We start from the raw sequence: 25,957 nt of genomic DNA on the forward strand, positions 1-25,957 counted from the left end.
GCTCTGTTTTTATTTTTATGTATTTGTACATGGAGAAAATAAATTGAAACAGAGCGCACTTTTCATCGCATTACTTCCCCTGTTAATTACCCCTGCCGTTTATGCCGATACTGCCCAAACCAGCGTGCTGGATAATCGCGCGGCAAAAGGGGATATCACCCAGCCTGGCGGCGCACGCCGTTTATCAGAAGATCAAACTGCCGCTATTCGCGCTTCGCTGAATGATAAGCCGGCGAAAAATATTATTCTGCTTATTGGCGATGGAATGGGGGATTCCGAAATCACGGCGGCGCGAAATTATGCCGAGGGTGCGGGCGGCTTTTTTAAAGGTATCGACGCATTACCGCTGACCGGACAATATACCCATTACGCGCTGGATAAAAAAACCGGTAAACCGGATTACGTCACGGACTCGGCGGCCTCTGCTACGGCGTGGTCCACCGGCGTGAAAACCTATAATGGCGCGCTGGGTGTGGATATTCACGAAAAAGATCACCAAACCCTTCTGGAGATGGCAAAAGCGGCGGGCCTTGCGACCGGCAACGTCTCCACCGCTGAACTTCAGGATGCAACGCCTGCGGCGCTGGTGGCGCACGTGACCTCGCGTAAATGCTACGGTCCGTCAGTGACTAGCGAAAAATGCCCGACGAACGCGCTGGAAAAAGGCGGCAAAGGCTCGATTACGGAACAGCTGCTGAACGCGCGTCCTGACGTGACCCTGGGCGGCGGCGCGAAAACCTTCGCAGAAACCGCGACGGCGGGCGAGTGGCAGGGCAAAACGCTGCGCGAGCAGGCGCAGGCCCGCGGCTATCAGCTGGTGAGTGACGCCAGTTCGCTGGCAGCCATCACCGAGGCGAACCAGGACAAGCCGCTGCTGGGGCTATTCTCTGACGGCAACATGCCCGTGCGCTGGGAAGGACCAAAAGCCTCTTATCACGGCAATATCGATAAACCTGCCGTAACCTGTACGCCTAACCCGAAACGCACGGACAGCGTACCGACGCTGGCGGCGATGACCGATAAAGCCATCTCTCTGCTGAGCAAGAGCGAAAAAGGGTTCTTCCTGCAGGTGGAAGGCGCGTCGATCGATAAGCAGGATCATGCGGCGAATCCGTGCGGCCAGATTGGCGAAACCGTCGATCTGGACGAAGCGGTGCAGAAGGCGCTTGAGTTCGCGAAAAAAGACGGCAACACCCTGGTGATCGTCACCGCGGATCATGCGCACGCCAGCCAGATCATTCCGGCAGATACCAAAGCCCCGGGCCTGACGCAGGCGCTGAATACCAAAGATGGCGCCGTTATGGTGTTGAGCTACGGCAACTCTGAAGAAGAGTCCATGGAGCACACCGGCACCCAGCTGCGCATTGCAGCCTACGGTCCGCACGCGGCAAACGTGGTAGGCCTGACCGATCAAACGGATCTGTTCTACACCATGAAGGCGGCGCTGGGTCTTAAATGATAAAATCCCGGCGGAAATCACATCTGTCGGGTGGTTTTTTTCCTGTCACGAACCAGACTTACAGGGAATGTTCACAAAAGGATGGTGCAATGAAAACAACATTACTGGTTACTCTGCTCTCTGGCCTGTTCCTGATCGCATCTGCGAACGCGGAAGAGAAGACGCTAACGCCTCAACAACAGCGTATGACCACCTGTAATCAACAGGCGACGTCTCAGAGTCTGAAGGGAGATGCTCGCAAGACCTACATGAGCGACTGCCTTAAAAACGGCGCCGCGAAGCCGGCTGAAAAAAGCCTGACGCCGCAGCAGCAAAAAATGCGCGAGTGTAATGCGAAAGCAACCGAACAGTCCCTTAAAGGGGACGACCGCAGCAAGTTCATGAGCGCGTGCCTGAAGAAAAAAGTGTAGTCCAAACGGGTGAGCGGCTCCGGCGGCTCACCCGAAATTTCATACTTTCCCCGCAGACCCCCTCTCTATAATTTGGGAAAATGTTTCAGAATATTCCCAAAAATGATGAATGATGAAACGTATTACAACAAAAAGCGCATTCGGGAAGAGTGGAATTTAACCCTTTCTCAGGATGACCCTCACCGCGCCGGCATTCAGTTTGCCCGGCGAGTGCGGCTGGCGCGCGCCGTCGGGCTGGCGGCAATGTTTTTCCCCGTTGCGGGGATGCTGGTCACCCATTTTTTACCCGGCGGCTGGTGGCTTTTACTGGTCGGGTGGTCGTTCGTCTGGCCCCATTTTGCCTGGCAGCTGTCCTGCCGTGCCGCTTCGCCCCATCAGCAGGAAATTTTCAATCTTAAAATCGATGCCATTATTGCCGGGCTCTGGATCGGGGTGATGGGGATGAATGCGTTACCCACGGCAGCGCTGGTGATGATGGTAGGGATGAATATGATGGGCTCCGGGGGCTGTCGCCTGTTTATCCCGGGGATTGCGTTGACCCTGCTCTCCGCGCTGGTGACGCTGCCACTCGTCGGGAAGGTGGCCGTCTTTAACCCCGACCTTGTGGAGTGGGGCTTAACGTTACCCGTACTCGTGCTGTATCCCATGCTGTTTGCCTGGCTCAGCCACCGAACCGCCGTCAGGCTTGCGGAACATAAGCAGCGGCTGGAAATGATGAGCACCCGCGACGGGATGACCGGGGTCTTCAACCGCCGACACTGGGAAATGCTGCTGCGAAATGAATTTGAGCATTGTCGGCGCGAGCACAGCACCGCCACGATACTGCTGATTGATATCGACCACTTTAAAAACATCAACGACACCTGGGGGCACGACGTGGGCGACGAGGCGATCGTTGCGATTACGCGTCAGCTCCAGCGGTCGGTACGGTCAGGCGATGCGATCGGCAGGTTTGGCGGGGATGAGTTTGCGGTGATTATGTCGCAGACCGCGGCGGAAAGCGCCATCGCCGTGATGTCGCGGCTGCATGAGCGGCTGGAAAAGCTGACGTTACCGTGCGCGCCAAAAGAAGCGCTGCGCATCAGCGTAGGCGTTGCCCCCTGGGGGCCGCAGTTTGGACATTATCGGGAGTGGCTAAAGGCGGCTGACGTGGCGCTGTATAAGGCGAAAAATGCCGGGCGCGGCCGCACCGAAGTGGCCGCCTGACGCCCGGTCAGAAATCAGGATTTACTCAGCTTCTCTGATTTTTCCATGCATTTTGCCATCGCTTCAATGACGGCCGAGCGGAACCCGCGCTCTTCCAGCACCCGCACCGCTTCGATGGTGGTACCGCCCGGAGAGCAGACCATATCTTTCAGTTCACCCGGATGTTTGCCGGTTTCCAGCACCATTTTGGCGGAGCCCATGACGGCTTGCGCGGCGAACTTATACGCCTGCGCGCGCGGCATTCCGCCAAGCACGGCGGCGTCGGCCATCGCTTCTAAAAACATGAAAACATAGGCAGGTGCTGAGCCACTCACGCCCACCACCGGATGGATCATCGATTCCGCAATCACTTCTGCTTCACCGAAGCAGCGGAAAATATTCAGCACGTCGGCCACCTCTTCCGTGGTCACCAGCGCGTTAGGCGTGACGGAGGTCATGCCGGCATTGACCAGCGACGGTGTGTTCGGCATCGCGCGGACGATTTTACGATCGTGACCCAGCGCGCGCGCCAGCTGATCGAGCGTGACGCCTGCGGCAATCGACACGACCAGCGTCTCTTTATTCAGGCTGGAGGTGATATCGCTCAGCACTTTGATCATGATGTTTGGCTTGACGGCACCAAAGACGATATCGGCGACCTGGGCGACTTCCTGCGCGCTTTCGGCGGCGTTGATCCCGTATTGATCGCGCAGTGCGGCGACCTTGTCCGGTGACGGGGTATAGACCCAAATCTGACCCGGCAGCACCTGCCCGCTGGCGATCAGACCGCCCAGGATGGCTTTGCCCATGTTACCGCAGCCGATAAACCCGATTTTCTTGTCCATCACGATTCTCCGTCATTATGCGTTGTTTTCTCTGATTGATAGCTTAACAACGAAATGCAGGCGACAATAGTCGGCAGACTCATTATGGGGAGACAATATGGCGATTTGGGTTGATGCGGACGCGTGTCCGAACGTGATTAAAGAGATTTTATTTCGCGCCGCCGAGCGCGTTCAGATGCCGCTGACGCTGGTGGCGAACCAGAATATTCGCGTACCGCCTTCGCGGTTCATCCGCTCCTTGCGCGTGCCGGCCGGGTTCGACGTGGCGGATAACGAAATTGTTCGTCTGTGCAGCGCGGAGGATCTGGTGATCACGGCGGATATTCCGCTGGCTGCCGAAGTGCTGGAGAAAGGGGCGGCGGCGCTCAATCCGCGCGGGGAGCGTTACTCGCCTTCGACCATTCGGGAAAAGCTCACCATGCGCGATTTTATGGATACGATGCGGGCCAGCGGCGTGCAGACCGGTGGACCGGACAGCCTGTCCCAGCGCGACCGTCAGCAGTTCGCTGCCGAGCTGGATAAATGGCTGCTGGAAGTGAAGCGCCGTACAGCGTAATGATAATTATTGTCAATTTGTGGTACAGTGTGACCTCCACAGGGTTGTCATCCCGTACCGCTTTGCAGTAAAGTAATCGCAACATCTTCTGCAATTATTTCTTTACACTCTTCAGCCATTCGGCATCAAGGGGAACACCTGGCATGACCCAACCCATCTTTTTAGTTGGCCCCCGCGGCTGTGGGAAAACCACCGTTGGCCTGGAGCTGGCACGCGTGTGTCATCGCCAGTTTGTTGATACCGACCACTGGCTGCAAACCGAGGCCGGAAAAACCATCGCTGAGATCGTTGAGCAAGAGGGATGGGAGAGCTTTCGCGCGCGCGAAACCGCCGCGCTGAAAGCGGTCACTATCCCGTCTGCCGTGATCGCGACCGGCGGTGGCATTGTTCTGGCGGAGTGTAATCGCCACTTTATGCGCGAAAAGGGGATTGTGATTTATCTCAGCGCGCCGGTGTCGGCTCTGGTAGGGCGGCTGGAAGCCTTTCCGGAAGAGGGGCAACGCCCCGCGCTGACCTCCAGGCCGCTCAACGAAGAGGTGAGCGAAGTGCTGGCCGAACGCGATGCGTTATACCGCGAAGCGGCTCACCACGTGGTGGATGCGTCAGCCTCTCCCGAAGACGTTGTGATTCAGATTATTACCGCCCTGCGTTTGGCTTGTGCCAGCTAACCGGCGTCTATACTTATAGCTCAGACATAAAAAAAGGATGAGCTATGCCAACCAGACCTCCCTATCCGCGTGAAGCACGTATTGTTACCGTTGAAAAAGGCCAGACGGGTCATACCGTGACCTGGTATCAACTGCGTGCCGATCACCCCAAACCGGACTCGCTGATCAGTGAACACGAGACTGAACAGGAAGCGCTGGATGCGAAACGGCGCTATGAAGATCCCGATAAAACCTGACCCTTTTCCTAAACGTTCCAGTATCGTGCCTGAATCACACTTTTTACTCATCGGGAAAGTTAAGCAGGAGTTAATATTTAGTTATTACAAGTAACTCCGGTATCGGCAGGCGATCTTTACATTTCGATGTCGGGATCACCTGCTACGCTTGGTGCTGTTTTGTTGAAAAAATGAACTGTGCAGCGTAGTGAGCCTGTACCTGTGTGCACGATGTTGGAGTAATGGAAGGCGATCAAGATGAAGGCAACGTTGGCGATCCTCACCATTGGTGTGGTCCCTGTAAGCGAAGTGTTACCGCTCTTAACCGAGCATGTATCTGAACAACAGATAACGCATCTTAGCCTGCTGGGGAAGATGAGTCGGGAAGAGGTCATGGAAGACTACGCTGTCGAGGCGGGGGAGGATCCCCTGGCGACGTTATTAAGCGACGGTAAACTGGCGCATGTTTCACGTCAGAAAATCGAGCGCTCGCTGCAGGGCGTAATAGAAGTGCTCGATAATCAAGGTTATGACGTTATTTTGCTGATGAGTACCGCGCCCATTAAGGGCCTCACGGCGCGTAATGCGATTTTGCTGGAGCCGATGCGGATCATTCCACCGCTGGTGGCCTCCATCGTGGATGGTCATCAGGTGGGGGTGATTGTGCCCATTGAGGAGCTTATGGATAACCAGGAGGCAAAGTGGCACGTGCTGGAAAAAGTGCCCTTGTATGCGCTGGCAAATCCGTTCTGGGACAGTGAGGCAAAACTTATTGCTGCCGGGAAGGAACTGCTGGAAAGAGGAGCAGATGTCTTGATTCTGGACTGCCTCGGTTTCCATCAGCATCATCGTGATCTGCTGCAAAAAGCGCTGGATGTCCCCGTGCTGTTATCCAACGTTCTGATGGCTCGCCTGGCCTCGGAACTCCTCATGTAATGATTTTGCGTGACAGGTGATGAGCATGGCCCCTATAGTGAATTTTTATCTATAAATATAAGGGCCAGTTCATGCTTCAAAGTAACGAATACTTTTCCGGTAAAGTGAAATCCATTGGTTTTACCAGCAGCAGCACTGGTCGCGCCAGTGTCGGCGTTATGGCGGAAGGGGAATACACCTTTGGCACGGCGGAAGCTGAAGAAATGACGGTCGTCAGCGGGGCGCTGAACGTCTTACTGCCGGGTGAAACGGAATGGAAAGTTTACGCTGCCGGGCAAGTTTTCAACGTCCCTGGCCACAGCGAGTTTCATTTGCAGGTCGCTGAACCTACCTCTTATCTGTGCCGCTACCTGAAATAAAAAATAAGCCGGGTGGCGCTAACGCTTACCCGGCCTGCGTTTTGCCTGTTATCTCTGCGCTTCGCCGCCGAGACCTTCCACCAGATTCTGAATCAACGCGGCCAGCTCGCCGGTCATCAGGATGAAGTCCGCGTCAAAGCGCTGGGCGTAATCTTCCCTGTCGATATCTTCGTTCTGATCGCGCAGCTCGTCGCAGAACTTCAGACGCTTCACGGAGCCGTCGTCGCACATTACGAACTGAATGCGCTGCTGCCAGTCGAGCGCCAGTTTAGTGACCACTTTACCCGCTTCGATGTGTACAGCGATCTCGTCGCTCACCAGATCCTGCTTCTTCGCGCGGATCACGCCGCCATCTTCCAGCAGGGCTTTCAGCTCGGCTTCATCAAGGATCTGGAAACCCTGAGCCGCAGCGCCGCTGCGTACCCATTCGGTTAACGTCAGCTCGATCGGCGTTTCCAGCGCCAGCGGAACGACCGGTAAAGATCCGATGCTTTTACGCAGCAGGGCCAGCGTATCTTCTGCTTTCTTGGCGCTGGCACAGTCCACCATGATCAGGCCGTTGACGGTGTCGATCCACATCATGGTCTGGCTGAAGCGGCTGAAGGCGCGCGGCAGCAGGGAGTGCAGCACTTCGTCTTTCAGCGAATCTTTTTCGGTCTTTTTCAGCTTGCGGCCCTGTTCGGCTTCCAGCTTGAAAATTTTCGCTTCGAGCGCCTGCTTAACCACCGGCGTCGGCAGGATTTTCTCTTCTTTACGGGCGCAGACGATGATTTGACCCGTGCTGCTGGCGTGGGTCAGTGCATCGCTTTGTGAACCCATTGGCGGAACCCAGCCGGTTTTCGCCATATCCTGGCTACCGCAAGGGGAAAAGGTATAAGCGGCTAACTGTTTTTCCATCTCTTCTGCACGCAGCGAAACGTCGCGGCTGAGACGGTAAACCATCAAATTTTTGAACCACAGCATGATAATTTCCACGGCCTTGTCGTTAAATCAGCGGGCATGATAACGAATTGTCGCATCGCTTGCATTGCTAATCGGGGAGCGTGCTTCTACTCTGTTGATAATCAAAATAATGAGGAGAGTCTTGTGCGTATTGGGATCGATTTGGGCGGCACCAAAACAGAAGTCATCGCACTGAGCGAGCAGGGGGAGCAGCTGTTCCGCCACCGTCTGCCGACGCCGCGCGATGATTATCACCAGACTATCGAGACGATTGCCAGCCTGGTTGAGATGGCAGAGCAGGCGACAGGGCAAACCGGCAGCGTCGGGATGGGGATCCCGGGGTCGATCTCGCCGTATACCGGGGTGGTTAAAAATGCCAACTCCACCTGGCTCAACGGTCAGCCGTTTGATAAGGATTTGAGCCAGCGTCTGAACCGGGAAGTGCGTCTGGCCAACGATGCCAACTGCCTGGCGGTCTCTGAGGCCATCGACGGCGCGGCGGCCGGTGCCCACACCGTGTTTGCCGTGATCGTCGGTACCGGCTGCGGCGCGGGCGTGGCGTTCGGCGGGCGCGCCCATATTGGCGGCAACGGCACCGCGGGCGAGTGGGGACACAACCCGCTGCCGTGGATGGACGAAGACGAGCTTAAATACCGCGCTGAAGTGCCGTGCTACTGCGGAAAGCAGGGCTGTATTGAGACGTTTATCTCCGGCACCGGTTTTGCGACCGACTACCACCGTCTGAGCGGCCATCCGCTAAAGGGCAACGAAATCATGCGTCTGGTCGAAGAACAGGATCCGGTCGCCGAGCTGGCCCTTAGCCGCTACGAAATGCGGCTGGCGAAATCCCTGGCGCACGTGGTGAATATTCTCGATCCGGACGTGATTGTACTCGGCGGCGGCATGAGCAACGTTGACCGGCTGTACGCCACGGTACCGAACCTGGTGAAACAGTGGGTGTTCGGCGGCGAGTGTGAAACCCCGATCCGCAAAGCTGTCCACGGTGACTCCAGCGGCGTGCGCGGCGCGGCGTGGTTATGGCCAGAATAAACCTTTATTCCCTCTCCCTGTGGGCTGAGGAATCCCCAGTAATTTTTTAAACTGGAAGCGACCTACGTTGCATCAGGAAAATGAATAACTTACAGCGATACCCTGGTCCGGCTGTAAATCGCTGAGGTGTTTCCTGCAGGCCGGGGCGAGGCGCATGGATGCGCCGAGAGGGCGGGCTTTACAGGGATGTTACCTCCGCCCGTACCCGATAAGCCGGAAGGAATAAGCCGAAGGCACCGCGAAGCGGCGATTTACCGCCGGGAGCCCGGGTTGCCAGGGTGGTGGCGATTGAGCCACCCTGGCACGTTCACCGGTCATGTCGTTACAAAGCAGCAAGGAACATAAAGTGAACGGAATGACCACTATAGCCGTATATTCCCCTCACCCTAACCCTCTCCCCGGAGGGGCGAGGGGATTGTTCTCTGCTCGCATTATTTTGTGGGGATCCCTCAGCCCTGTGGGAGAGGGCCAGGGTGAGGGCATCAGATCGCACCATCCCCCCATTTATTCCACCGCAAACACCTTATCCAGCCTGCTGTACCCCAGCCCGTTGATCTTCTTCACCTTGATCTGCACCGGAATGCGCTCTTTCATCGCCTCTACGTGGCTGATCACGCCGATGGTTTTCCCGGTGGCGTTCAGCGCGTCGAGCGCATCCAGCGCGGTATCCAGCGTTTCACTGTCGAGCGTGCCGAAGCCTTCATCCAGGAACAGGGAATCGATCCGCGTTTTATGACTCACCAGATCGGAAAGGGCCAGCGCCAGCGCCAGGCTGACCAGGAAGCTCTCGCCGCCCGAGAGCGTGCGGGTATCGCGAACCGCATCCGCCTGCCAGGTATCGACCACTTCCAGCTCCAGCGCGTCGCTGGCCTTGCGCTGCAGCAGATAACGCCCGTGCAGACGGTTAAGCTGCTGGTTAGCAAGCCAGACGAGATTATCCAGCGTCAGCCCCTGTGCGAATTTACGGAACTTGTCGCCGGTGCTGGAGCCGATCAGCGCGTTCAGATAACCCCAGTCGTCCGCCTCGCGCGCGGCCTCTTCAATTTGCTGCATCAACGCCAGCTGGTGCTGACGGTTATCGCTGTCCTGCTTAAGCTGCTGGCGGATCTCGCCCTGATGCGTCGTGTTCTCGCGAAGTCGTTGCGCCAGCTGCTGCAGCTGGCTTTGCAGCGCAGGGGCATCTGCATTGAGACCTTCCGGCCGCAGCGCCAGATGAGATTGCAGCTGCTGATTAGCCTGGCCGGAAAGGGCCGAGGCCTGCTGTATCTGGCTTTCCAGCGACTGCTTCAGCTGTTCGAGGCGACGAATAGCGTCGTCATCCAGCAGCGCGGCAAGGAACGTGTCCCGATCGGCAAAGCAGCTCGCTGCGAGCGCCGCGGTGAACTGTGCCTGCGACTGAAGCAGGCGCTCTTGCTCCAGCTTTTCCTGCTGCTGCTGCGCGCTGAGCTGGCTTTGTAGCGACACGCATTCGTCGTGAACGTCGCGCCAGCCGTCAGGAATGGCCGGTTCGGCCTCTTCGCCGTTCGTTTCCGGAAGCGTGTCGAGCAGCGGCTTCAGCGCGTTTATGCGTTCCAGAAGCGCGCCGTGCTGCGTTTGTTTCTCCTGCCACTGCGCGAATTCCGCTTCGCGGGCGTGCAGCCAGGCGGCTTCATTACCGTCTTCAGGTACGTTAAGCGATAGCGAAAGCAGGGTGTTTTCCAGCGCCTGGCGCGCGGCCGTCAGCTGCTGCTGATACTGTCGCTCCTGCACTTCCTGCTCGTTTAGCTGGTTTTGCAGGGTCAGACGCTGGCTGAGCTGATAAAGCTGGCGCTCGTACTGTTCCTGCTCGTTCATCCATGGCGTGATATCTTCCTGAATATTCAACGCGATGTTCAGGTAAGTGCAGGCTTCCATCCACTCTTTAGTGAGCGCTTGCTCTTCCTGAGAGAGAGTCTGCGCTTCGTCCGTCTCGCGCTGGATCTGCTGCGTCAGGGCATTAACTTGTCCCAGCACCAGCAGGCCTTCCTCTTTAAGCGCGGCGACCTCTTTTTCCAGGTCATCGCGGCGGCGCTGGTTATCCGTCAGCTCAAGCGACTGGTATTGCGCAACGGCGGGATGCTCGCTGGAGCCGCACAGCGGACAGGGTTTGCCTGCCTCAAGCTGCGAACGATAATGTTCCAGCTTTTTGATCGTCGCTTCGGTTTCGCACAGGGCCTTGAGGTCCAGATAGTGCTGGTGTTTCTCTTTGTACTGCTGGCGGCGCAGCGTCAGCGTTTCATTGAGTTTATTTTGATCGGCCTGGGCCTTCTGCACGCTTTCACCGCTCTGGCGCAGGCGTTTTTGCAGCGGCTGATAGCGGGCATGCAGCGACGTCAGACGCTGGCGCAGCGTGCGTGACCGGGACTGCTGCTCCATGGCCGCGCTGACCTCATCCGCCGTCAGCGTCAGCGAATTTTCCGGCATCTCAGCCAGCCTGTTGCGTAATTCACCCATCCGCGCAGCAAGCGAGGCTAACTGCGTTTTGTCGCGGTTAAGCTGAGAGAACTGGGCACGCCAGCCGGCAATCTCCTGCCCCAGCAGGCGATAGCGTTCGTGCTCCGCCAGCCACTGCGCCAGCGCCGTCTGCTCGGTCTGAAGCTGCTCATGATTACGCTGGGCGGTATGACGGATCCGCGCGCGCAGCGCGGTTTTGGCTTGTAAGCGAGTATTTACTTCGAGAATTCGCTGCTGGGTTTGCGTCAGGCGCGCGGTTTGCTCCTGCTGGTGCTCCCAAAGCGGTCGAAGCTGGGCGGCAGGCAGAGCAAGCTGGAGCTTTGCCAGCTCTGGCGCAGCGTTCGTCAGCGCCTGTTGCGCCTGCTGCTGCATCGCGGTGACGCGCTGTTGCTCAAGTACGAGCTCATCATGGCGCGTAAGCCACTGAAAATCTTTCTGCTGGCTTTGCTGCTGAACCAGCAGGGTTTTCTCTTCGTCAGTAAGCGCCTGCAAACTTTGCTGCAACTGCTGCTGTTGCTCTTCGCTCAACAGCACGACGCCCGCCACCTGCGCCTCGCATTTTTCAAGCACGCTGCGGGCGGCTTTGTGCTTCTCAAACACCATGGCGGAAATCTGGCCGTAGATCTCGGTGCCGGTCAGCTCTTCCAGCAGCTCGGCGCGATCGCTCGGCCTGGCATTAAGGAAGGCGGCAAACTGCCCCTGTGAGAGCAGCATGGAGCGGGTAAAGCGGCCATAGTCCAGCCCGGTGAGCGCGGCGGTTTGCTCCAGTTTATCCGTCACTTTGTCGGCCAGGATTTTGCCATCTTCGCAGCGCGCCAGCTCCACGCGCGGCGCCTGCAGGTTTCCGTCCGGCTGGTTGCGCGCGCGGTTCTGGCTCCAGAATGCGCGATAGGCGGTGCCTTTTACCTCGAACTCCACTTCCGCCAGGCACTCGGCGGTGTCGCGCGTCATCAGGTCGTTTTGCGCCTGAGAAACCTTCTGCAGTCGCGGCGTTTCGTGATAAAGCGCCAGACAGATGGCGTCAAGCAGGGTGGTTTTACCTGCCCCGGTCGCGCCGGTGATGGCAAACAGACCGTTGCTGGCAAAGGGCTCCGCGGTAAAGTCAATTTTCCACTCGCCCTTGAGGGAGTTGAGATTTTTCAGGCGCAGGCTCAAAATTTTCATGCGTTTTCTTCCTCATTATTGAGCGCATGCAGGGTATGGCTGAACAGTTCGCTGAGTCTTGCGCGCTTCGCGTCGTCAATTTCCTCCTGCGAGAGCCTGCGTTCAAACACCTCTTCAACCCGAAGCTCACTGAGCGTTTCGCGTTGAGCGCTTAACAGAATTTTCTCGCGCTGCTCGCGGCTGCGGCGTACCAGTAAGACCTCGACGGGTAAATCTTCCGTTAGCGCCTGAATTTTACGCTGCATATCGTGCAGGTAGTCGTCGGTGGTGATTTCGATATCCAGCCAGACGGGCGGGTTAAGCGCCGCGCCACGCCACTGCTCAAGCTGGGCGGTAATGGCGTCAAGATCGCCCTTCAGCACCGCCAGCGGCTGGGTGACGGGCACCTCCAGCGTCTCGACGGCGTGAAGTTTCCCTTCGGAGAAGCTCACCAGATGGACGGATTTGGCCTTGCCCGTTTCGTCAAAGCTGAGCGAAATTGGCGAGCCGCAGTAGCGGATGTGCTCGCTGCCGCCGACGATCTGCGCCCGGTGAATGTGTCCGAGCGCAATGTAGTCGGCTGGCGGGAAGTTCTGCGCCGGAAAGGCGTCCAGCGTGCCGATATAGATCTCACGTACCGCGTCACTTTTACTCGCCCCGACGGTGGTGAGATGCCCCGTCGCAATCACCGGAATCGGCTGGTTGCCGCGCAGGGCGCATGCATCGGCGTGCTGCTGGTGATAATAGTCGGTGATGGCCTGTGATAGATGCTGCTGCTTTTCCGCACCCGACAGCCCCGCCTGGCTTTGCACGATGTCGCGCGGCCGTAAAAAGGGAATGGGGCACAGCACCGCCCCCGGCGTGCCGTCGCGTTTTTTCAGGATCTGCGGGGCGTGCCCGGCGCTGGCGACGACGGTGGTATTGAGAAATGCCAGGATGTCGCGGGATTCATTGAGGGTCGCGACGGAATCATGGTTGCCGGCGACAATCACCAGATGACAGCCGGTTTGCTGCAAATTCACCACGAAGCGGTTGTACAGTTCACGCGCATAGCTGGGGGGCGAGCCGGTATCAAAGATGTCACCCGCCACAATAATCGCGTCCACCTCGTGCGTCCGGGCCGTTTCCAGCAGCCAGTTCAGGAAGGCTTCATGTTCAGCCGCACGGCTTTTGCTGTAAAAATTTTGACCCAGATGCCAGTCCGAGGTGTGAAGTATGCGCATAGCAGATCCGTGGCAAAAAAGAGAAAGCAGGATTATAAACGTTCAGAGACGGGAAAATAACCGCTGTAATAAAACAACGGTTTGCCCCTTATCGTGGTACTGTTTTTCATAAATCTGTCATAAATCTGACGCATAATGGCGCCGAATTACAAACTTGTAACTTAAATAAGATAAGACAGGGCAAAGTATGGCGAGACGTATTCTGGTCGTAGAAGATGAAGCTCCAATTCGTGAAATGGTGTGCTTCGTGCTCGAGCAAAACGGCTTCCAGCCGGTTGAAGCGGAAGATTATGACAGCGCAGTGAACCAGCTGAATGAACCCTGGCCCGATCTGATTCTGCTGGACTGGATGTTGCCCGGCGGCTCCGGACTGCAGTTTATCAAACACCTGAAGCGTGAAGCGCTGACCCGCGACATCCCGGTTGTGATGCTCACGGCGCGCGGAGAAGAAGAGGATCGCGTTCGCGGTCTGGAGACCGGCGCGGACGATTACATTACTAAACCGTTCTCTCCAAAAGAGCTGGTTGCCCGCATTAAAGCCGTGATGCGCCGAATTTCGCCGATGGCGGTGGAAGAGGTGATAGAGATGCAGGGGCTGAGCCTTGACCCCACCTCACACCGCGTGATGACCGGTGAAAATCCCCTCGACATGGGGCCTACTGAATTTAAACTCCTGCACTTCTTTATGACCCACCCGGAACGCGTTTACAGCCGCGAGCAGTTGCTGAATAACGTCTGGGGAACTAACGTGTATGTCGAAGACCGGACGGTTGACGTACATATTCGCCGCCTGCGAAAAGCACTGGAACTGAGCGGCCACGATCGCATGGTGCAGACGGTCCGCGGCACGGGTTATCGTTTTTCTACCCGTTTCTGAACAATGACAGGAGTGTGACGCGTGCTGGAACGTCTGTCATGGAAAAGGCTCGTCTTTGAACTGATCTTATGCTGTATTCCGGCCTTCCTTCTGGGGGCCTTTCTTGGACACCTGCCGTGGTTTCTGCTGGCGTCGGTCACCGGGCTGCTGATCTGGCATTTCTGGAACCTGCTGCGCCTCTCCTGGTGGCTGTGGGTTGACCGAAGTATGACGCCGCCGCCGGGAAGCGGCAGCTGGGAGCCGCTGCTGTACGGTCTGCATCAGATGCAGATGCGTAATAAAAAGCGCCGCCGCGAGCTGGGAAGCCTGATTAAGCGTTTTCGCAGCGGTGCAGAGTCGCTGCCGGATGCCGTTATTCTCACAACCGAAGAAGGGACGATCTTCTGGTGTAACGGCCTTGCGCAACAGCTGCTGGGCCTGCGCTGGCCCGACGACAATGGTCAGAATATCCTCAACCTTCTGCGCTATCCCGAGTTCACGCTGTATCTGAAAAAGCGTGATTTTACCCGCCCGCACAATCTGAAGCTCAATAATGGTCGCCATCTGGAAATCCGCGTGATGCCCTACAGCGATAAGCAGTGGCTGATGGTGGCGCGCGATGTCACCCAGATGCACCAGCTGGAAGGGGCGCGTCGCAACTTCTTCGCCAACGTCAGTCACGAACTGCGTACCCCGTTGACCGTGCTTCAGGGATACCTGGAGATGATGCAGGAGCAAACGCTTGAAGGCGCGCCGCGTGAAAAAGCGCTGCACACCATGCGCGAGCAAACGCACCGGATGGAAGGGCTGGTGAAGCAGCTGCTGACGCTCTCGAAGATTGAAGCGGCGCCGACGCTCGCGCTAAATGACACCATTGATGTGCCGATGATGCTGCGGGTCGTTGAGCGTGAAGCGCAGACGCTAAGCCACAAAAAGCATCACCTGACCTTTGAGGTCGACAATACGCTGAAGGTGCTGGGCAGCGAAGATGAACTGCGTAGCGCCATTTCCAACCTGGTGTATAACGCGGTGAATCATACGCCGGAGGGGACGAATATCGTGGTGCGCTGGCATCATGCCCCAACGGGGGCTGAGTTTAGCGTGGAAGACAACGGGCCGGGGATTGCGCCTGAGCATATTCCGCGTCTGACCGAGCGCTTTTACCGTGTGGATAAAGCGCGATCCCGGCAGACTGGCGGAAGCGGCCTGGGGCTGGCAATTGTGAAACACGCGGTGAATCACCATGAAAGCCGTCTCGATATTCAGAGTACGCTGGGTAAAGGAACCCGCTTCAGTTTCGTAATTCCGGAACGATTAATTGCCAAAAAGATCGCCTGACGGCAGGCGTGTCATTTTACCTTTCCACGGGCCAGCGTCTGCTGGCCCGTTTGCTTTGCAGTCAAGCGAAACGCGGGTGAATTTTATACGGTTGACCGTTTTTTGTTCGCATGATTAGCCATGGGTTTTTCTTATAAATAGCGTATTGTTCTGACGTGTATTTTCATGCTGGCATATTGTTCTGGTTTTACGATCCCACCTTGCCTTTAAACGTTATAAGCGTTTAAATTGCGCCCCAGATACTGTCAGACCGACTGTATTTGCGTGGTAAATCGAAAAACTATTCTTCTCCACGCCAGGACGGGAGCATTTCCCGCTGAAATTGAGCAAATTTTCGGCTGTATCGTCCCGTCAGGGATATCGAAAATCTCAATGTTTTCAACACCACATCCACAGGCAGTAAGGTTTTATGACCCATCACTTAAAATCGCGTGACATCATCGCGCTGGGCTTTATGACATTTGCGCTGTTCGTTGGCGCAGGCAACATCATTTTCCCTCCAATGGTTGGCTTACAGGCGGGTGAACACGTCTGGACCGCCGCGTTTGGTTTCCTGATTACTGCCGTGGGTCTGCCGGTGCTGACCGTCGTCGCGCTGGCGAAAGTCGGCGGCGGTGTGGATAGCCTCAGCACCCCGATTGGCAAAGTTGCAGGTGTTCTGCTGGCAACCGTCTGCTATCTGGCCGTTGGCCCGCTGTTTGCGACCCCGCGTACGGCAACCGTGTCCTTCGAAGTGGGTATTGCTCCCCTGACCGGTGACGGTGCGATGCCGCTGTTTATCTATAGCCTGATCTACTTCGCAATCGTGATTCTGGTTTCCCTCTATCCGGGCAAGCTGCTGGATACCGTGGGTAACTTCCTGGCTCCGCTGAAAATTGTGGCGCTGATTGTTCTGGCGGTAGCCGCGATTGTCTGGCCAGCGGGCCCGATTAGCGACGCGATGGACGCCTATAAAAACGCCGCGTTCTCTAACGGCTTTGTGAACGGCTATCTGACGATGGATACGCTGGGCGCGATGGTGTTTGGTATCGTTATTGTTAACGCCGCGCGTTCCCGCGGTGTGACCGAAGCGCGTCTGCTGACCCGCTATACCATCTGGGCTGGCCTGATGGCCGGCGTGGGGCTGACGCTGCTGTATCTGGCACTGTTCCGTCTGGGCTCCGACAGCGCCATGCTGGTTGAGCAGAACGCCAACGGTGCGGCTATCCTGCACGCCTACGTTCAGCACACCTTCGGCGGTGCGGGCAGTATGCTGCTGGCAGCGCTCATCTTCCTGGCCTGTCTGGTGACGGCGGTTGGCCTGACCTGCGCCTGCGCAGAGTTCTTTGCACAGTATCTGCCGCTCTCTTACCGCACCCTGGTGTTTATCCTCGGTATCTTCTCTATGGCGGTGTCCAACCTCGGTCTGAGCCACCTGATTCAGGTCTCGATTCCGGTGCTGACGGCGATTTACCCGCCGTGTATCGTGCTGGTGGTGCTGAGCTTTACTCGCCCGTGGTGGAACAACTCTTCACGAATTATTGCGCCAGCCATGTTTATCAGCCTGATTTTTGGTATCCTTGACGGGATTAAAGCATCAGCTTTCGCGCACATACTGCCGGCATGGACACAGCGTCTGCCGCTGTCCGAGCAGGGGCTGGCCTGGTTGATGCCTACCGTTGTTGCACTGGTTCTGGCGATTATCTGGGATCGTGCTGCAGGGCGTCAGGTCGCATCGAACGCTCATTAATCAACGGCAACAAACTGTTTAACCACGGGGCTTAAGGCCCCGTGGTTTTTTGTTTTTTTCGTGTTGAATGGCAAGATTTAAATGGAAAGCACTAACAAACTTAAACGTGGATTGAGCACGCGCCACATCCGCTTTATGGCGCTGGGCTCGGCTATCGGCACCGGTCTTTTTTATGGCTCGGCAGATGCCATCAAAATGGCCGGTCCCAGCGTTCTGCTGGCGTACATCATCGGCGGCGTGGCGGCGTATATCATCATGCGCGCCCTCGGCGAAATGTCGGTTCACAACCCGTCCGCCAGCTCCTTCTCCCGCTACGCGCAGGAAAACCTCGGCCCGCTGGCCGGGTTTATTACCGGCTGGACCTACTGCTTTGAAATCCTGATTGTGGCAATTGCCGACGTGACGGCGTTTGGCATCTATATGGGCGTCTGGTTCCCGGCGGTGCCGCACTGGATTTGGGTGCTGAGCGTGGTGCTGATCATTTGCGCCGTCAACCTGATGAGCGTGAAGGTGTTCGGCGAGTTGGAGTTCTGGTTCTCCTTCTTCAAGGTCGCCACCATCATCATCATGATCGTGGCCGGTTTCGGCATCATCATCTGGGGAATCGGCAACGGCGGGCAGCCGACCGGTATTCACAACCTCTGGAGCAACGGTGGCTTCTTCAGCAACGGCTGGCTCGGGATGGTCATGTCGCTGCAGATGGTGATGTTCGCCTACGGCGGTATCGAGATTATCGGTATTACCGCCGGGGAAGCGAAAGATCCGGAGAAATCCATTCCGCGCGCCATCAACTCGGTGCCGATGCGTATTCTGGTGTTCTACGTGGGTACGCTGTTCGTGATTATGTCTATCTACCCGTGGAATCAGGTCGGCACCAACGGCAGCCCGTTTGTTCTCACCTTCCAGCATATGGGTATTGCCTTTGCGGCCAGCATTCTGAACTTTGTGGTGCTCACCGCGTCGCTCTCCGCGATTAACAGTGACGTCTTTGGCGTGGGCCGTATGCTGCACGGTATGGCGGAGCAGGGCAGCGCGCCGAAGGTGTTCGCCAAAACCTCACGCCGCGGCACGCCGTGGGTAACCGTTGTGGTGATGACCGTGGCGCTGCTGTTCTCGGTTTACCTGAACTACATCATGCCGGAGAACGTCTTCCTGGTGATCGCATCGCTGGCGACCTTCGCGACGGTGTGGGTGTGGATTATGATCCTGCTGTCGCAGATTGCGTTCCGCCGTCGTCTGTCGCCGGATGAGGCAAAAGCGCTGAAGTTCAAAGTTCCGGGCGGCGTTGCGACGACCGTCGTCGGGCTGATCTTCCTGGTGTTTATCATTGGCCTGATTGGCTACCATCCGGATACCCGCATTTCCCTGTACGTGGGCTGCGCGTGGATCGTCCTGCTGCTGGTGGGCTGGGTGTTTAAATGCCGCCGCGACCGTCAGCTGGCGGAAGCGCAGTAATATTTGTATTACTTGTTCCGTGGAAGGGGATTGCCAGGCAATTTTTAACCTGAAGCGATGCATGTGGTTTCAGGAAAGTGAATGGCTTACAGCGATGCCCTGGTCCGGCTGTAAATCGCCGAAGCGTTTCCGTAAGGCCGGGGCGAGGCGCAGGGATGCGCCGAGAGGGCGTGGCCTGCATGGATGCAGGCTCATGCCCGACCCGATAGCCTGAAGGAATAAGCTGAGGGCACCGCGAAGCGGCGATTTACCGCCGGGAGCCCGGGTCGCCAGGGTGGTGGCGACTGAGCCACCCTGGCACGTTCACAGGCCATGGCATTCCAGAGTAGCAAGGAACATGAAGTGAACGGAATTACCCCAATAGCCGCATGTTTCCCCCTCACCCCAGCCCTCTCCCTCAAGGGAGAGGGAGCCGTCCGTGCGGGCATTATTACCTCCTCCCCCGTCCTCCTCCCCCAATAAATCACGTCATGGTGAGCTATCCTTAACCACCCTGTGGCAAGGTGACGTCAATTTCATCAAAGGGGATTCGTGATGTTAAACGCCTGGCACCTTCCGGTTGCCCCATTTGTTAAGCAAAACAAAGACAACCTTGTGATTACGCTCTGGCTGGCGGGGGAAAATCAGCCTGAACGCGTGACGCTCCGCGCCGAAATAGATAACGAAGAGACCGGGCTGAAAATGCACAGGCTGCGCAGCCAGCCGCAGCCGGGGATCACGGCGTGGCGGGCGAATATCGACCTGAGCAGCGGGCAGCCGCGCCGTCGCTACAGCTTTAAGCTTTTGTGGAATAACCGCCAGCTGTGGTTTACCCCGCAGGGGTTTAGCCGTTTCCCGCCCGCACGGCTGGAGCAGTTCGCGGTCGATTACCCGGATAACGGCCCGCAGTGGGTTAACGATCAGGTGTTTTACCAGATTTTCCCGGACCGTTTTGCGCGCAGCGAAAAACGCACCGCCGACCAGGATAAGATCTATCACCACCATGCGGCGGGCCACGACATTATCCTGAAAGCGTGGGATGAGCCGTTAACCGCGCAGGCGGGCGGATCCACCTTTTACGGCGGCGATCTCGACGGCATCAGCGAAAAGCTGCCGTACCTGAAAAAGCTCGGCGTGACGGCGCTGTATCTCAACCCGGTGTTTAAAGCCCCGAGCGTGCACAAATACGATACCGAAGATTATCGCCACGTTGACGCGCAGTTTGGCGGTGACGAGGCGCTGCTGCGCCTGCGTAAGAACACCCAAAACGAAGGTATGCGCCTGATTCTGGACGGCGTGTTCAACCACAGCGGAGATTCGCACGCCTGGTTTGACCGTCATAACCAGTCGATGGGCGGGGCATGTCATAACCCGGAGTCGCCGCAGCGCGACTGGTACAGCTTTAACGAGGAGGGCCGCGCGCTGGACTGGCTGGGTTACGCCAGCTTGCCGAAGCTGGATTTCCAGTCGCCAACGCTCGTGAATGAAATCTACGGCGGTGAAGACAGCATCGTCCGTCACTGGCTGAAGGCGCCGTGGAATATGGACGGCTGGCGTCTGGACGTAGTGCATATGCTCGGCGAAGCGGGCGGGGCGCGGAATAACCTTCAGCACGTCGCCGGGATTACGCGTTCGGCAAAAGCGGCCCAGCCGGAGGCGTTCGTCTTTGGCGAGCACTTTGGCGACGCGCGCCAGTGGCTGCAGAACGATGCGGAAGATGCGGCGATGAACTATCGCGGCTTTACCTTCCCGCTGTGGGGATTCCTCGCTAACACTGATATCTCCTACGATCCGAATCATATCGACGCTGAAACCTGCATGGCGTGGATGGAGAACTATCGTGCCGGTCTGTCTCATCAGCAGCAGCTGCGGATGTTCAACCAGCTCGATAGCCACGATACCGCCCGCTTTAAATCCCTGCTCGGCAAGGATGTGGCGCGTCTGCCGCTGGCGGTGACCTGGCTCTTCACCTGGCCGGGCGTGCCGTGCATCTATTATGGAGACGAAGTGGGGCTGGACGGCAACAACGATCCGTTCTGCCGCAAAACCTTCCCGTGGGAGCCAGAGAAGCAGGACAAGGTGCTGTTCAGCCTGTATCGGCGGCTGGCGAAGCTGCGTAAGCAGAGTCTCGCCCTGCGCTACGGCGGCTGTCAGGTGGTGTACGCCCACGATAACGTGGTGGTGTTTGCTCGCGTCTACAATCAGCAGCGCGTGCTGGTGGCCATTAACCGGGGCGAAGCCTGCGAAGTGGTGCTGGATGATTCACCGCTGCTGAAGGTGGCGGCGTGGAAGAATAAAGAGGGCAAGGCGACGATACAGGACGGCGTGCTGGCGCTGCCTGCGGTATCCGCGACGATCTGGTTCGGCAGCTAAGACCTGCTAATGTTTCCACCTTTTAAGATGGCGCAAATGCAACTATTTGTGTCAATCTTAACGGATCGTTTACGGTGAAGGTGGAAACATGGACGAGCTTTACATCCTTGGCTGTTTGTTCCTGGTATTTGCGCTGGTGGTGGCACCCGTGCTTGCGGTTATCGGCTTTAACCGAAGTACGGCGGCTCGACAGGAGATCGCCCGGCTACGCCAGCGCATTGAGGCGCTTGAGCAGCGCGGCGCGAATGAGATAGCGCCAGAGCCGGTGCAGTCTGCCGCTCCGGCGGTCGTGACCGCGCCGGTGGTTGAAGATGCTCCCGCGCCTGTCGACCCCTGGCGTTCCGATACTCCCGCAGCCGTGGCAGAACCCGCTCCGGCCCCGACGCCTGCGGTAAAAAAGCCTTCTGCCTTTGGCGGTATACTGACGTCGCTGGCGCGCTGGTTTATGCAGGGTAACCCGCTGGCGAAGCTTGGGATCCTGCTTCTCTTCCTCGGTCTTTCATTCCTGCTGCGCTATACCGTTGAACATTCCCTGTTCCCGCTTGAGCTGCGCCTCGTGGCAACGGCGCTGTTTGCCATCGTTCTGCTGGCGGTGGGGTGGCGGCTGCGGCATAAGCAGCGTGTCTATGCGCTGATCCTCCAGGGCGGGGCGACGGGCGTGCTCTACCTGACGGTGTTTGGCGCATTCCGGCTCTGGCAAATGCTGCCGATGACGCTGGCCTTTGCGCTTCTGGTGGTGATTTGCGCCGCGAGCGTTGGGCTGGCCGTGTTGCAGAAAGCGCTGAGCCTTGCCATGCTGGCGAGCCTCGGCGGGTATCTTGCGCCGCTGCTGCTGTCTACCGGGGGCGGCAGCTTTGTGGCGCTGTTCTCTTTCTATCTCCTGCTTTCCATCGGCATTCTCGCTATCAGCATCTGGCAGCACTGGCGCGAGCTGAACCTGCTCGGGCTGCTGTTTACGTTCGGCGTGGGCGGCCTGTGGGGGCTGAATGACTACCAGCCTGAAGACTATTGGGTCTGCCAGCTGTTCCTGATTGCCAATACGCTGATATTCGGCGTCCTGAGCGTGGCGCTGTCGCTGCGGGCGCAGGAGAAAGGGAAGCAAATTATTGACGGCGTGCTGCTGTTTGCCCCGCCGCTGATCGGTTTCGGTATGCAGTACGGCATGACCCGGCACTGGGAATATGGACCGGCCCTGAGCGCGCTGGGCTACGGCGCATTTTATCTTACCCTCGCGTTCCTTGCGCTGCGGCGCTATCCCTCTATCGGGCGACCTCTGGTCATGGCGGCGCTGGCAATCGGCGGCGGATTTGCCACGCTCGCCATTCCGCTGGCTCTGTCGGCGCGCTGGACGGCGATGGCCTGGGCGCTGGAAGGGCTGGGTATCCTCTGGCTGGGCGTACAGCAGAACCAGCGTCGCATGAGCTATAGCGGGACGGCGCTGCTGGTGCTGGCGCTCGGCAGCGCACTGTGGGCGCAAACGAACGGCGTTACGTCCCTGAGCCTGCTGCTGATCTTCACCATCCTCAGCCTTTGCTGGCTGGCTGCGGCCTGGCTGTGGCGGACTCTCTTTCTGCCGGTCAGCTGGGCGCTGCTGGCAGGCGGGCTGCTGTTCTGGCTCGTGGCGCTATTGGGTGCATCGCGGCTGGCATTGACGAAGGAATTACCGATTCTGGCGGGCGTGCTGGCGCTGACGGCGGCGTCGGTCTGGGGCTGGCGGCAGGCGGCTGCTCGTCTGGCGTGGCGGGAGCTGGATGCCAGCAAATGGCTGCTGTGGCCGGTTATGCTGCTGATGGTGGGTTATCAGCTCTGGCACCAGCAGATCGTTGCCGCCGGGTGGTCAAATCTCGCCTGGTGCGTTGCGCTTCCTGCCGCGCTGATGCTGCTGCGGCGCGACGGTGACAGACTCCTGCCGCGCATCGCGATGGGGCTGCATTTGTCGCTGTTCTGGATGATTTTGCTGGCGCTGGCGGCTGAGCTTTACTGGTTTGCCCGGTCGCTGCCGTGGGGCATGGCGGCCTGGGGCAGCGGAGTAGCGATGGCAGCAGGCGGCGGGGTAATTATGGGGCTCTCTGCAGCCGTACGGCGTCGCGGGTGGCCGTTCCGGGTGTGGCCTGCGCTCTACGCCTGCCTGGCGCCGATCCCCGCGGTCGTGGCGCTGCTGGTACTGCTGGTGGTGACCAATTTCCAGGACGGCGTTGTCTATCGTCAGACCTGGCTGCCGCTGATAAACCCGCTTGAGGAAGGCGCGGCGTTCGCATTGCTGGGGCTGGTCGTCTTTTATCGGGCGGTGGATCGCTACTACCCGGTGTGGCTCTCGCAGGCCCGCCCGTGGCCTGCCGTTGCGCTGATGGCGTTTGGCTTCTGGTGGCTTAACGGTGCGCTGATGCGCGCCCTGGCCTGGTACGGCGACGTGGCCTGGAATATGGCATCGCTATGGGATTCGTGGCTTATCCAGACCAGTTTTGCCCTGTTCTGGATGCTGAGCGCGCTGGTGGTCATGATCCATGCCACCCGTCGGGCGTCCCGGCAGGAGTGGCTCTGCGGTGCCGTGCTGCTGGGCGTGGTGATGGTTAAACTGATGCTGGTGGACAGCGCGGGCGGAGGCGGTTTGTCGCGCGCGGTGGCGTTTATCGGCGTGGCGATACTGGTTCTGATCGTGGGGTATTTCTCACCGCTACCGCCCAAAACAGGAGATGAAAAATGAAATGGATGAAAGCGGTAGCCTGTACCGCGCTGCTGGCGCTTTCCGGCCCGGCGTTTTGCGACGAGGGACAAACGGAATCGCCCCGGGACTATGCCTTTGGTCTTTCACTGGATACGTCTGTTCCTTCCCAGTGGTATCGGGTGCTGCTGCCGCTCGCTGTCTATGAGCAAAGCACGTCGCCGGATCTGCATGATGTCCGCGTCTTTAACCAGTCGGGCGAGCCGGTTCCCTTCAGCCTGGTCAGCGCGACGCGTCCGCAGACGCCAGCGCAATCCACCGCGCTGCGCCTCTTCCCGCTGGACGCCTCGCCGCTTGCGGCTTCGCGAGGATCCGGTGATAGCGATAAGATCCTGCTTCGTTCCCGAAACGGCGTTGAGATTGTGCTGGAGGGGCAAAAAGCCGCCGCAGCCGGGCAACATTATCTGCTGACCCTGCCGGAGCAGGCTACGGGGGAGATGGCCATATCCCAGCTGCAGCTGCTCTGGAATACCCCTCAGACGCCGTGGCAGGGAACGGCGTCGGTCTATTACAGCGAGGATCTTAAGCGCTGGTATACCCTGCGTGAGGATATGCCATTGCTGGACGTCGTCAGCGGTCAGGATCGTCTTAAGCTCGATCGGATCGATACCGATACGGTTTTATCTCCCGATGCGAATCGCTATCTCATGGTGGTGCTGAACGCGCAGAGCCAGGGGCTAACCTTGACCGGCGTAAACGCAATCAGCACACCTGCGCAGGCGGCCCCGGAAGCTATCGACCTTGAGGGGGAAGGGGAGCAGCTATCGACAAGCGAAGCTCAGTGGCACTGGGCGCGCCCGCAGCCGCTGAGTGCTGTCAGCATCTCACTGAATGGCGATGGCGTCCTTCCCGTGGAGATCGCGTGGCGGAGTACGGAAAAAGACGCATGGCATTCTCTCAAGAAAGAAGTCCTTTACCGTCTTGAGGGAAAAGCGTCGCCACCGGTTTCGCTTAACGGGGGCCTGGTGCAGGCCGTGAAAATCACGACGCTGAATGCGCGTCTGCCAGAATACCTGCCGAGCGTCACGGGACATCGCGACCGCTATGACCTGGTGTTCAACGCGCAGGGGAAAGCGCCGTACGTGCTCGCCTGGGGCAACGGCGCCGCGAAGCCTGCCAGCGTCGAGCCCGGCATGCTGATCCCGGCCGACCTGCGCAAGACCTATGACATGGCGAACCTGCCGCAGGCCGACATTCTGGATGATGTCGCCTTAGGCGGCCAGGAGCGTCTGACTGCTACCTCTGCGGCCGAGCGGGAGAGCAGGATGAACACGCTTCTGGTATGGGGCGTGCTGATTGCGGGGGTGATTCTGCTGGCGGGCATGGCCTGGCGAATCTGGCGAGAGACGCAGCGTAAGGCATAAAAAAAGGCCCGCATAAGCGGGCCTTTTTCGTAAACCGTGCCGATTACAGGCTGGATACGTTCTCAGACAGGTATTTAGCCACGCCGTCTGGAGACGCGTTCATGCCTTCTTTACCTTTTTCCCACTGAGCCGGGCACACTTCGCCGTGCTCTTCGTGGAACTGCAGCGCGTCAACCATGCGCAGCATTTCGTCGATGTTACGACCCAGCGGCAGATCGTTCACAACCTGGTGACGAACGATGCCGTTAGCGTCGATCAGGAAGGAACCACGCAGCGCAACGCCAGCGTCCGGATGCTCGATACCGTAAGCCTGCTGGATTTCGCGTTTGATGTCCGCAACCATTGCGTATTTCACCGCACCGATGCCGCCTTTGTCGACAGGGGTGTTACGCCATGCGTTGTGTACAAATTCAGAGTCGAAGGAGACGCCAACAACTTCCACGCCACGCTTCTGGAATTCTTCATAACGTTTGTCGAATGCGATCAGCTCAGACGGGCAAACGAAAGTGAAGTCCATTGGCCAGAAGAACAGAACGGTCGCTTTACCGTTGGTGTGCTGTTTGAAGTTGAAGTTTTCAACGATTTCACCGTTGCCCAGAACTGCTGCAGCTGTAAAATCCGGAGCCGGACGAGTTACCAGAACCATATGATTCTCCTGTAGATACTAAGGTTATTTGG

The 25,957-nt window shown here is 58.0% G+C and carries 21 protein-coding genes; 16 read left to right on the plus strand and 5 right to left on the minus strand.

Going from position 1 to position 25,957, the window contains the following annotated elements; translation table 11 throughout:
- Positions 1 to 43 precede the first annotated feature (43 nt).
- The 3 genes from phoA to adrA all read left to right on the plus strand — a co-directional run bounded on the left by phoA (position 44) and on the right by adrA (position 3,075).
- Entirely contained in the window at positions 44 to 1,459 is a 1,416-nt protein-coding gene (gene phoA, locus ACMGGX_RS14285; protein ID WP_085841529.1) for an alkaline phosphatase, read from the plus strand.
- Between the two features lie 89 nt (positions 1,460 to 1,548).
- Positions 1,549 to 1,869, plus strand: coding sequence for a phosphate starvation-inducible protein PsiF (gene psiF, locus ACMGGX_RS14290; RefSeq protein ID WP_023310534.1), 321 nt, complete (start codon positions 1,549 to 1,551; stop codon positions 1,867 to 1,869).
- Positions 1,870 to 1,971: 102 nt separating this feature from the next.
- Positions 1,972 to 3,075, plus strand: coding sequence for a diguanylate cyclase AdrA (gene adrA / locus ACMGGX_RS14295; protein ID WP_262768410.1), 1,104 nt, complete (start codon positions 1,972 to 1,974; stop codon positions 3,073 to 3,075).
- Between the two features lie 14 nt (positions 3,076 to 3,089).
- Here the strand turns inward: adrA and proC are convergent, their stop codons facing one another.
- On the minus strand, positions 3,090 to 3,899 hold the full coding sequence (gene proC, locus ACMGGX_RS14300) for a pyrroline-5-carboxylate reductase (RefSeq protein WP_024906789.1): 810 nt from the start codon (positions 3,897 to 3,899) through the stop codon (positions 3,090 to 3,092).
- Positions 3,900 to 3,996: 97 nt separating this feature from the next.
- Here proC and ACMGGX_RS14305 point away from each other — a divergent pair, with 97 nt between their 5' ends.
- From ACMGGX_RS14305 to ppnP, 5 genes are all read left to right on the plus strand, one after another.
- The gene (locus tag ACMGGX_RS14305) at positions 3,997 to 4,455 is read left to right on the plus strand and encodes a YaiI/YqxD family protein (RefSeq protein ID WP_010428006.1); all 459 of its coding nucleotides are present in this window, start codon (positions 3,997 to 3,999) and stop codon (positions 4,453 to 4,455) included.
- Positions 4,456 to 4,598: 143 nt separating this feature from the next.
- Complete coding sequence (gene aroL, locus ACMGGX_RS14310; RefSeq protein ID WP_023334674.1) at positions 4,599 to 5,123, plus strand: shikimate kinase AroL; 525 nt, start codon at positions 4,599 to 4,601, stop codon at positions 5,121 to 5,123.
- 44 nt (positions 5,124 to 5,167) lie between these two features.
- Positions 5,168 to 5,359, plus strand: a complete 192-nt coding sequence (yaiA, locus tag ACMGGX_RS14315; RefSeq protein WP_032638425.1) for a protein YaiA — start codon at positions 5,168 to 5,170, stop codon at positions 5,357 to 5,359.
- Positions 5,360 to 5,596: 237 nt separating this feature from the next.
- Positions 5,597 to 6,274: an AroM family protein gene (locus ACMGGX_RS14320; protein ID WP_008503271.1), complete on the plus strand. Its 678-nt coding sequence runs from the start codon at positions 5,597 to 5,599 to the stop codon at positions 6,272 to 6,274.
- 71 nt (positions 6,275 to 6,345) lie between these two features.
- Positions 6,346 to 6,633 carry a pyrimidine/purine nucleoside phosphorylase gene (ppnP, locus tag ACMGGX_RS14325; RefSeq protein WP_008503270.1) on the plus strand — a complete coding sequence of 96 codons (288 nt, stop codon included), beginning with the start codon at positions 6,346 to 6,348 and terminating at the stop codon, positions 6,631 to 6,633.
- 48 nt (positions 6,634 to 6,681) lie between these two features.
- Here ppnP and rdgC read toward each other — a convergent pair whose 3' ends face one another.
- The gene (rdgC, locus tag ACMGGX_RS14330; protein ID WP_023310540.1) at positions 6,682 to 7,596 is read right to left on the minus strand and encodes a recombination-associated protein RdgC; all 915 of its coding nucleotides are present in this window, start codon (positions 7,594 to 7,596) and stop codon (positions 6,682 to 6,684) included.
- 123 nt (positions 7,597 to 7,719) lie between these two features.
- Between rdgC and mak the strand changes: the two genes are divergently transcribed.
- Entirely contained in the window at positions 7,720 to 8,625 is a 906-nt protein-coding gene (gene mak / locus ACMGGX_RS14335; protein ID WP_420298516.1) for a fructokinase, read from the plus strand.
- A 504-nt stretch (positions 8,626 to 9,129) separates the two neighbouring features.
- Here the strand turns inward: mak and sbcC are convergent.
- Both sbcC and sbcD read right to left on the minus strand, forming a co-directional pair.
- On the minus strand, positions 9,130 to 12,261 hold the full coding sequence (gene sbcC, locus ACMGGX_RS14340) for an exonuclease subunit SbcC (protein WP_420298517.1): 3,132 nt from the start codon (positions 12,259 to 12,261) through the stop codon (positions 9,130 to 9,132).
- Positions 12,258 to 13,463, minus strand: coding sequence for an exonuclease subunit SbcD (gene sbcD, locus ACMGGX_RS14345; RefSeq protein ID WP_420298518.1), 1,206 nt, complete (start codon positions 13,461 to 13,463; stop codon positions 12,258 to 12,260). Before sbcD ends, sbcC begins: the two co-directional genes overlap by 4 nt.
- Positions 13,464 to 13,650: 187 nt before the next feature.
- On the opposite strand from sbcD, the gene phoB reads away from it, so the two are divergent.
- The 7 genes from phoB to ACMGGX_RS14380 all read left to right on the plus strand — a co-directional run bounded on the left by phoB (position 13,651) and on the right by ACMGGX_RS14380 (position 25,279).
- Positions 13,651 to 14,340 (plus strand): phosphate response regulator transcription factor PhoB, encoded by a 690-nt coding sequence (gene phoB / locus ACMGGX_RS14350; RefSeq protein WP_008503265.1) that lies wholly within the window; start codon positions 13,651 to 13,653, stop codon positions 14,338 to 14,340.
- Between the two features lie 21 nt (positions 14,341 to 14,361).
- Entirely contained in the window at positions 14,362 to 15,657 is a 1,296-nt protein-coding gene (gene phoR, locus ACMGGX_RS14355; protein WP_023310544.1) for a phosphate regulon sensor histidine kinase PhoR, read from the plus strand.
- 409 nt (positions 15,658 to 16,066) lie between these two features.
- Positions 16,067 to 17,386 (plus strand): branched-chain amino acid transporter carrier protein BrnQ, encoded by a 1,320-nt coding sequence (gene brnQ, locus ACMGGX_RS14360; protein ID WP_023310545.1) that lies wholly within the window; start codon positions 16,067 to 16,069, stop codon positions 17,384 to 17,386.
- A gap of 81 nt (positions 17,387 to 17,467) precedes the next feature.
- Positions 17,468 to 18,841: a proline-specific permease ProY gene (gene proY, locus ACMGGX_RS14365; RefSeq protein WP_008503261.1), complete on the plus strand. Its 1,374-nt coding sequence runs from the start codon at positions 17,468 to 17,470 to the stop codon at positions 18,839 to 18,841.
- Between the two features lie 534 nt (positions 18,842 to 19,375).
- Positions 19,376 to 21,193, plus strand: coding sequence for a maltodextrin glucosidase (gene malZ, locus ACMGGX_RS14370; protein WP_420298519.1), 1,818 nt, complete (start codon positions 19,376 to 19,378; stop codon positions 21,191 to 21,193).
- Between the two features lie 88 nt (positions 21,194 to 21,281).
- Positions 21,282 to 23,897: a DUF2339 domain-containing protein gene (locus ACMGGX_RS14375; protein ID WP_420298520.1), complete on the plus strand. Its 2,616-nt coding sequence runs from the start codon at positions 21,282 to 21,284 to the stop codon at positions 23,895 to 23,897.
- Positions 23,894 to 25,279, plus strand: coding sequence for a DUF3999 domain-containing protein (locus ACMGGX_RS14380; RefSeq protein WP_420298521.1), 1,386 nt, complete (start codon positions 23,894 to 23,896; stop codon positions 25,277 to 25,279). Before ACMGGX_RS14375 ends, ACMGGX_RS14380 begins: the two co-directional genes overlap by 4 nt.
- Positions 25,280 to 25,322: 43 nt before the next feature.
- On the opposite strand, the gene ACMGGX_RS14385 is transcribed toward ACMGGX_RS14380, so the two are convergent.
- Positions 25,323 to 25,925: a peroxiredoxin gene (locus ACMGGX_RS14385; protein ID WP_014168840.1), complete on the minus strand. Its 603-nt coding sequence runs from the start codon at positions 25,923 to 25,925 to the stop codon at positions 25,323 to 25,325.
- Positions 25,926 to 25,957: the final 32 nt, after the last annotated feature.

The organism is Enterobacter sp. BNK-29, from assembly GCF_048684785.1.
In the GTDB taxonomy this organism is placed as follows: Bacteria; Pseudomonadota; Gammaproteobacteria; order Enterobacterales; family Enterobacteriaceae; genus Enterobacter; species Enterobacter cloacae_M.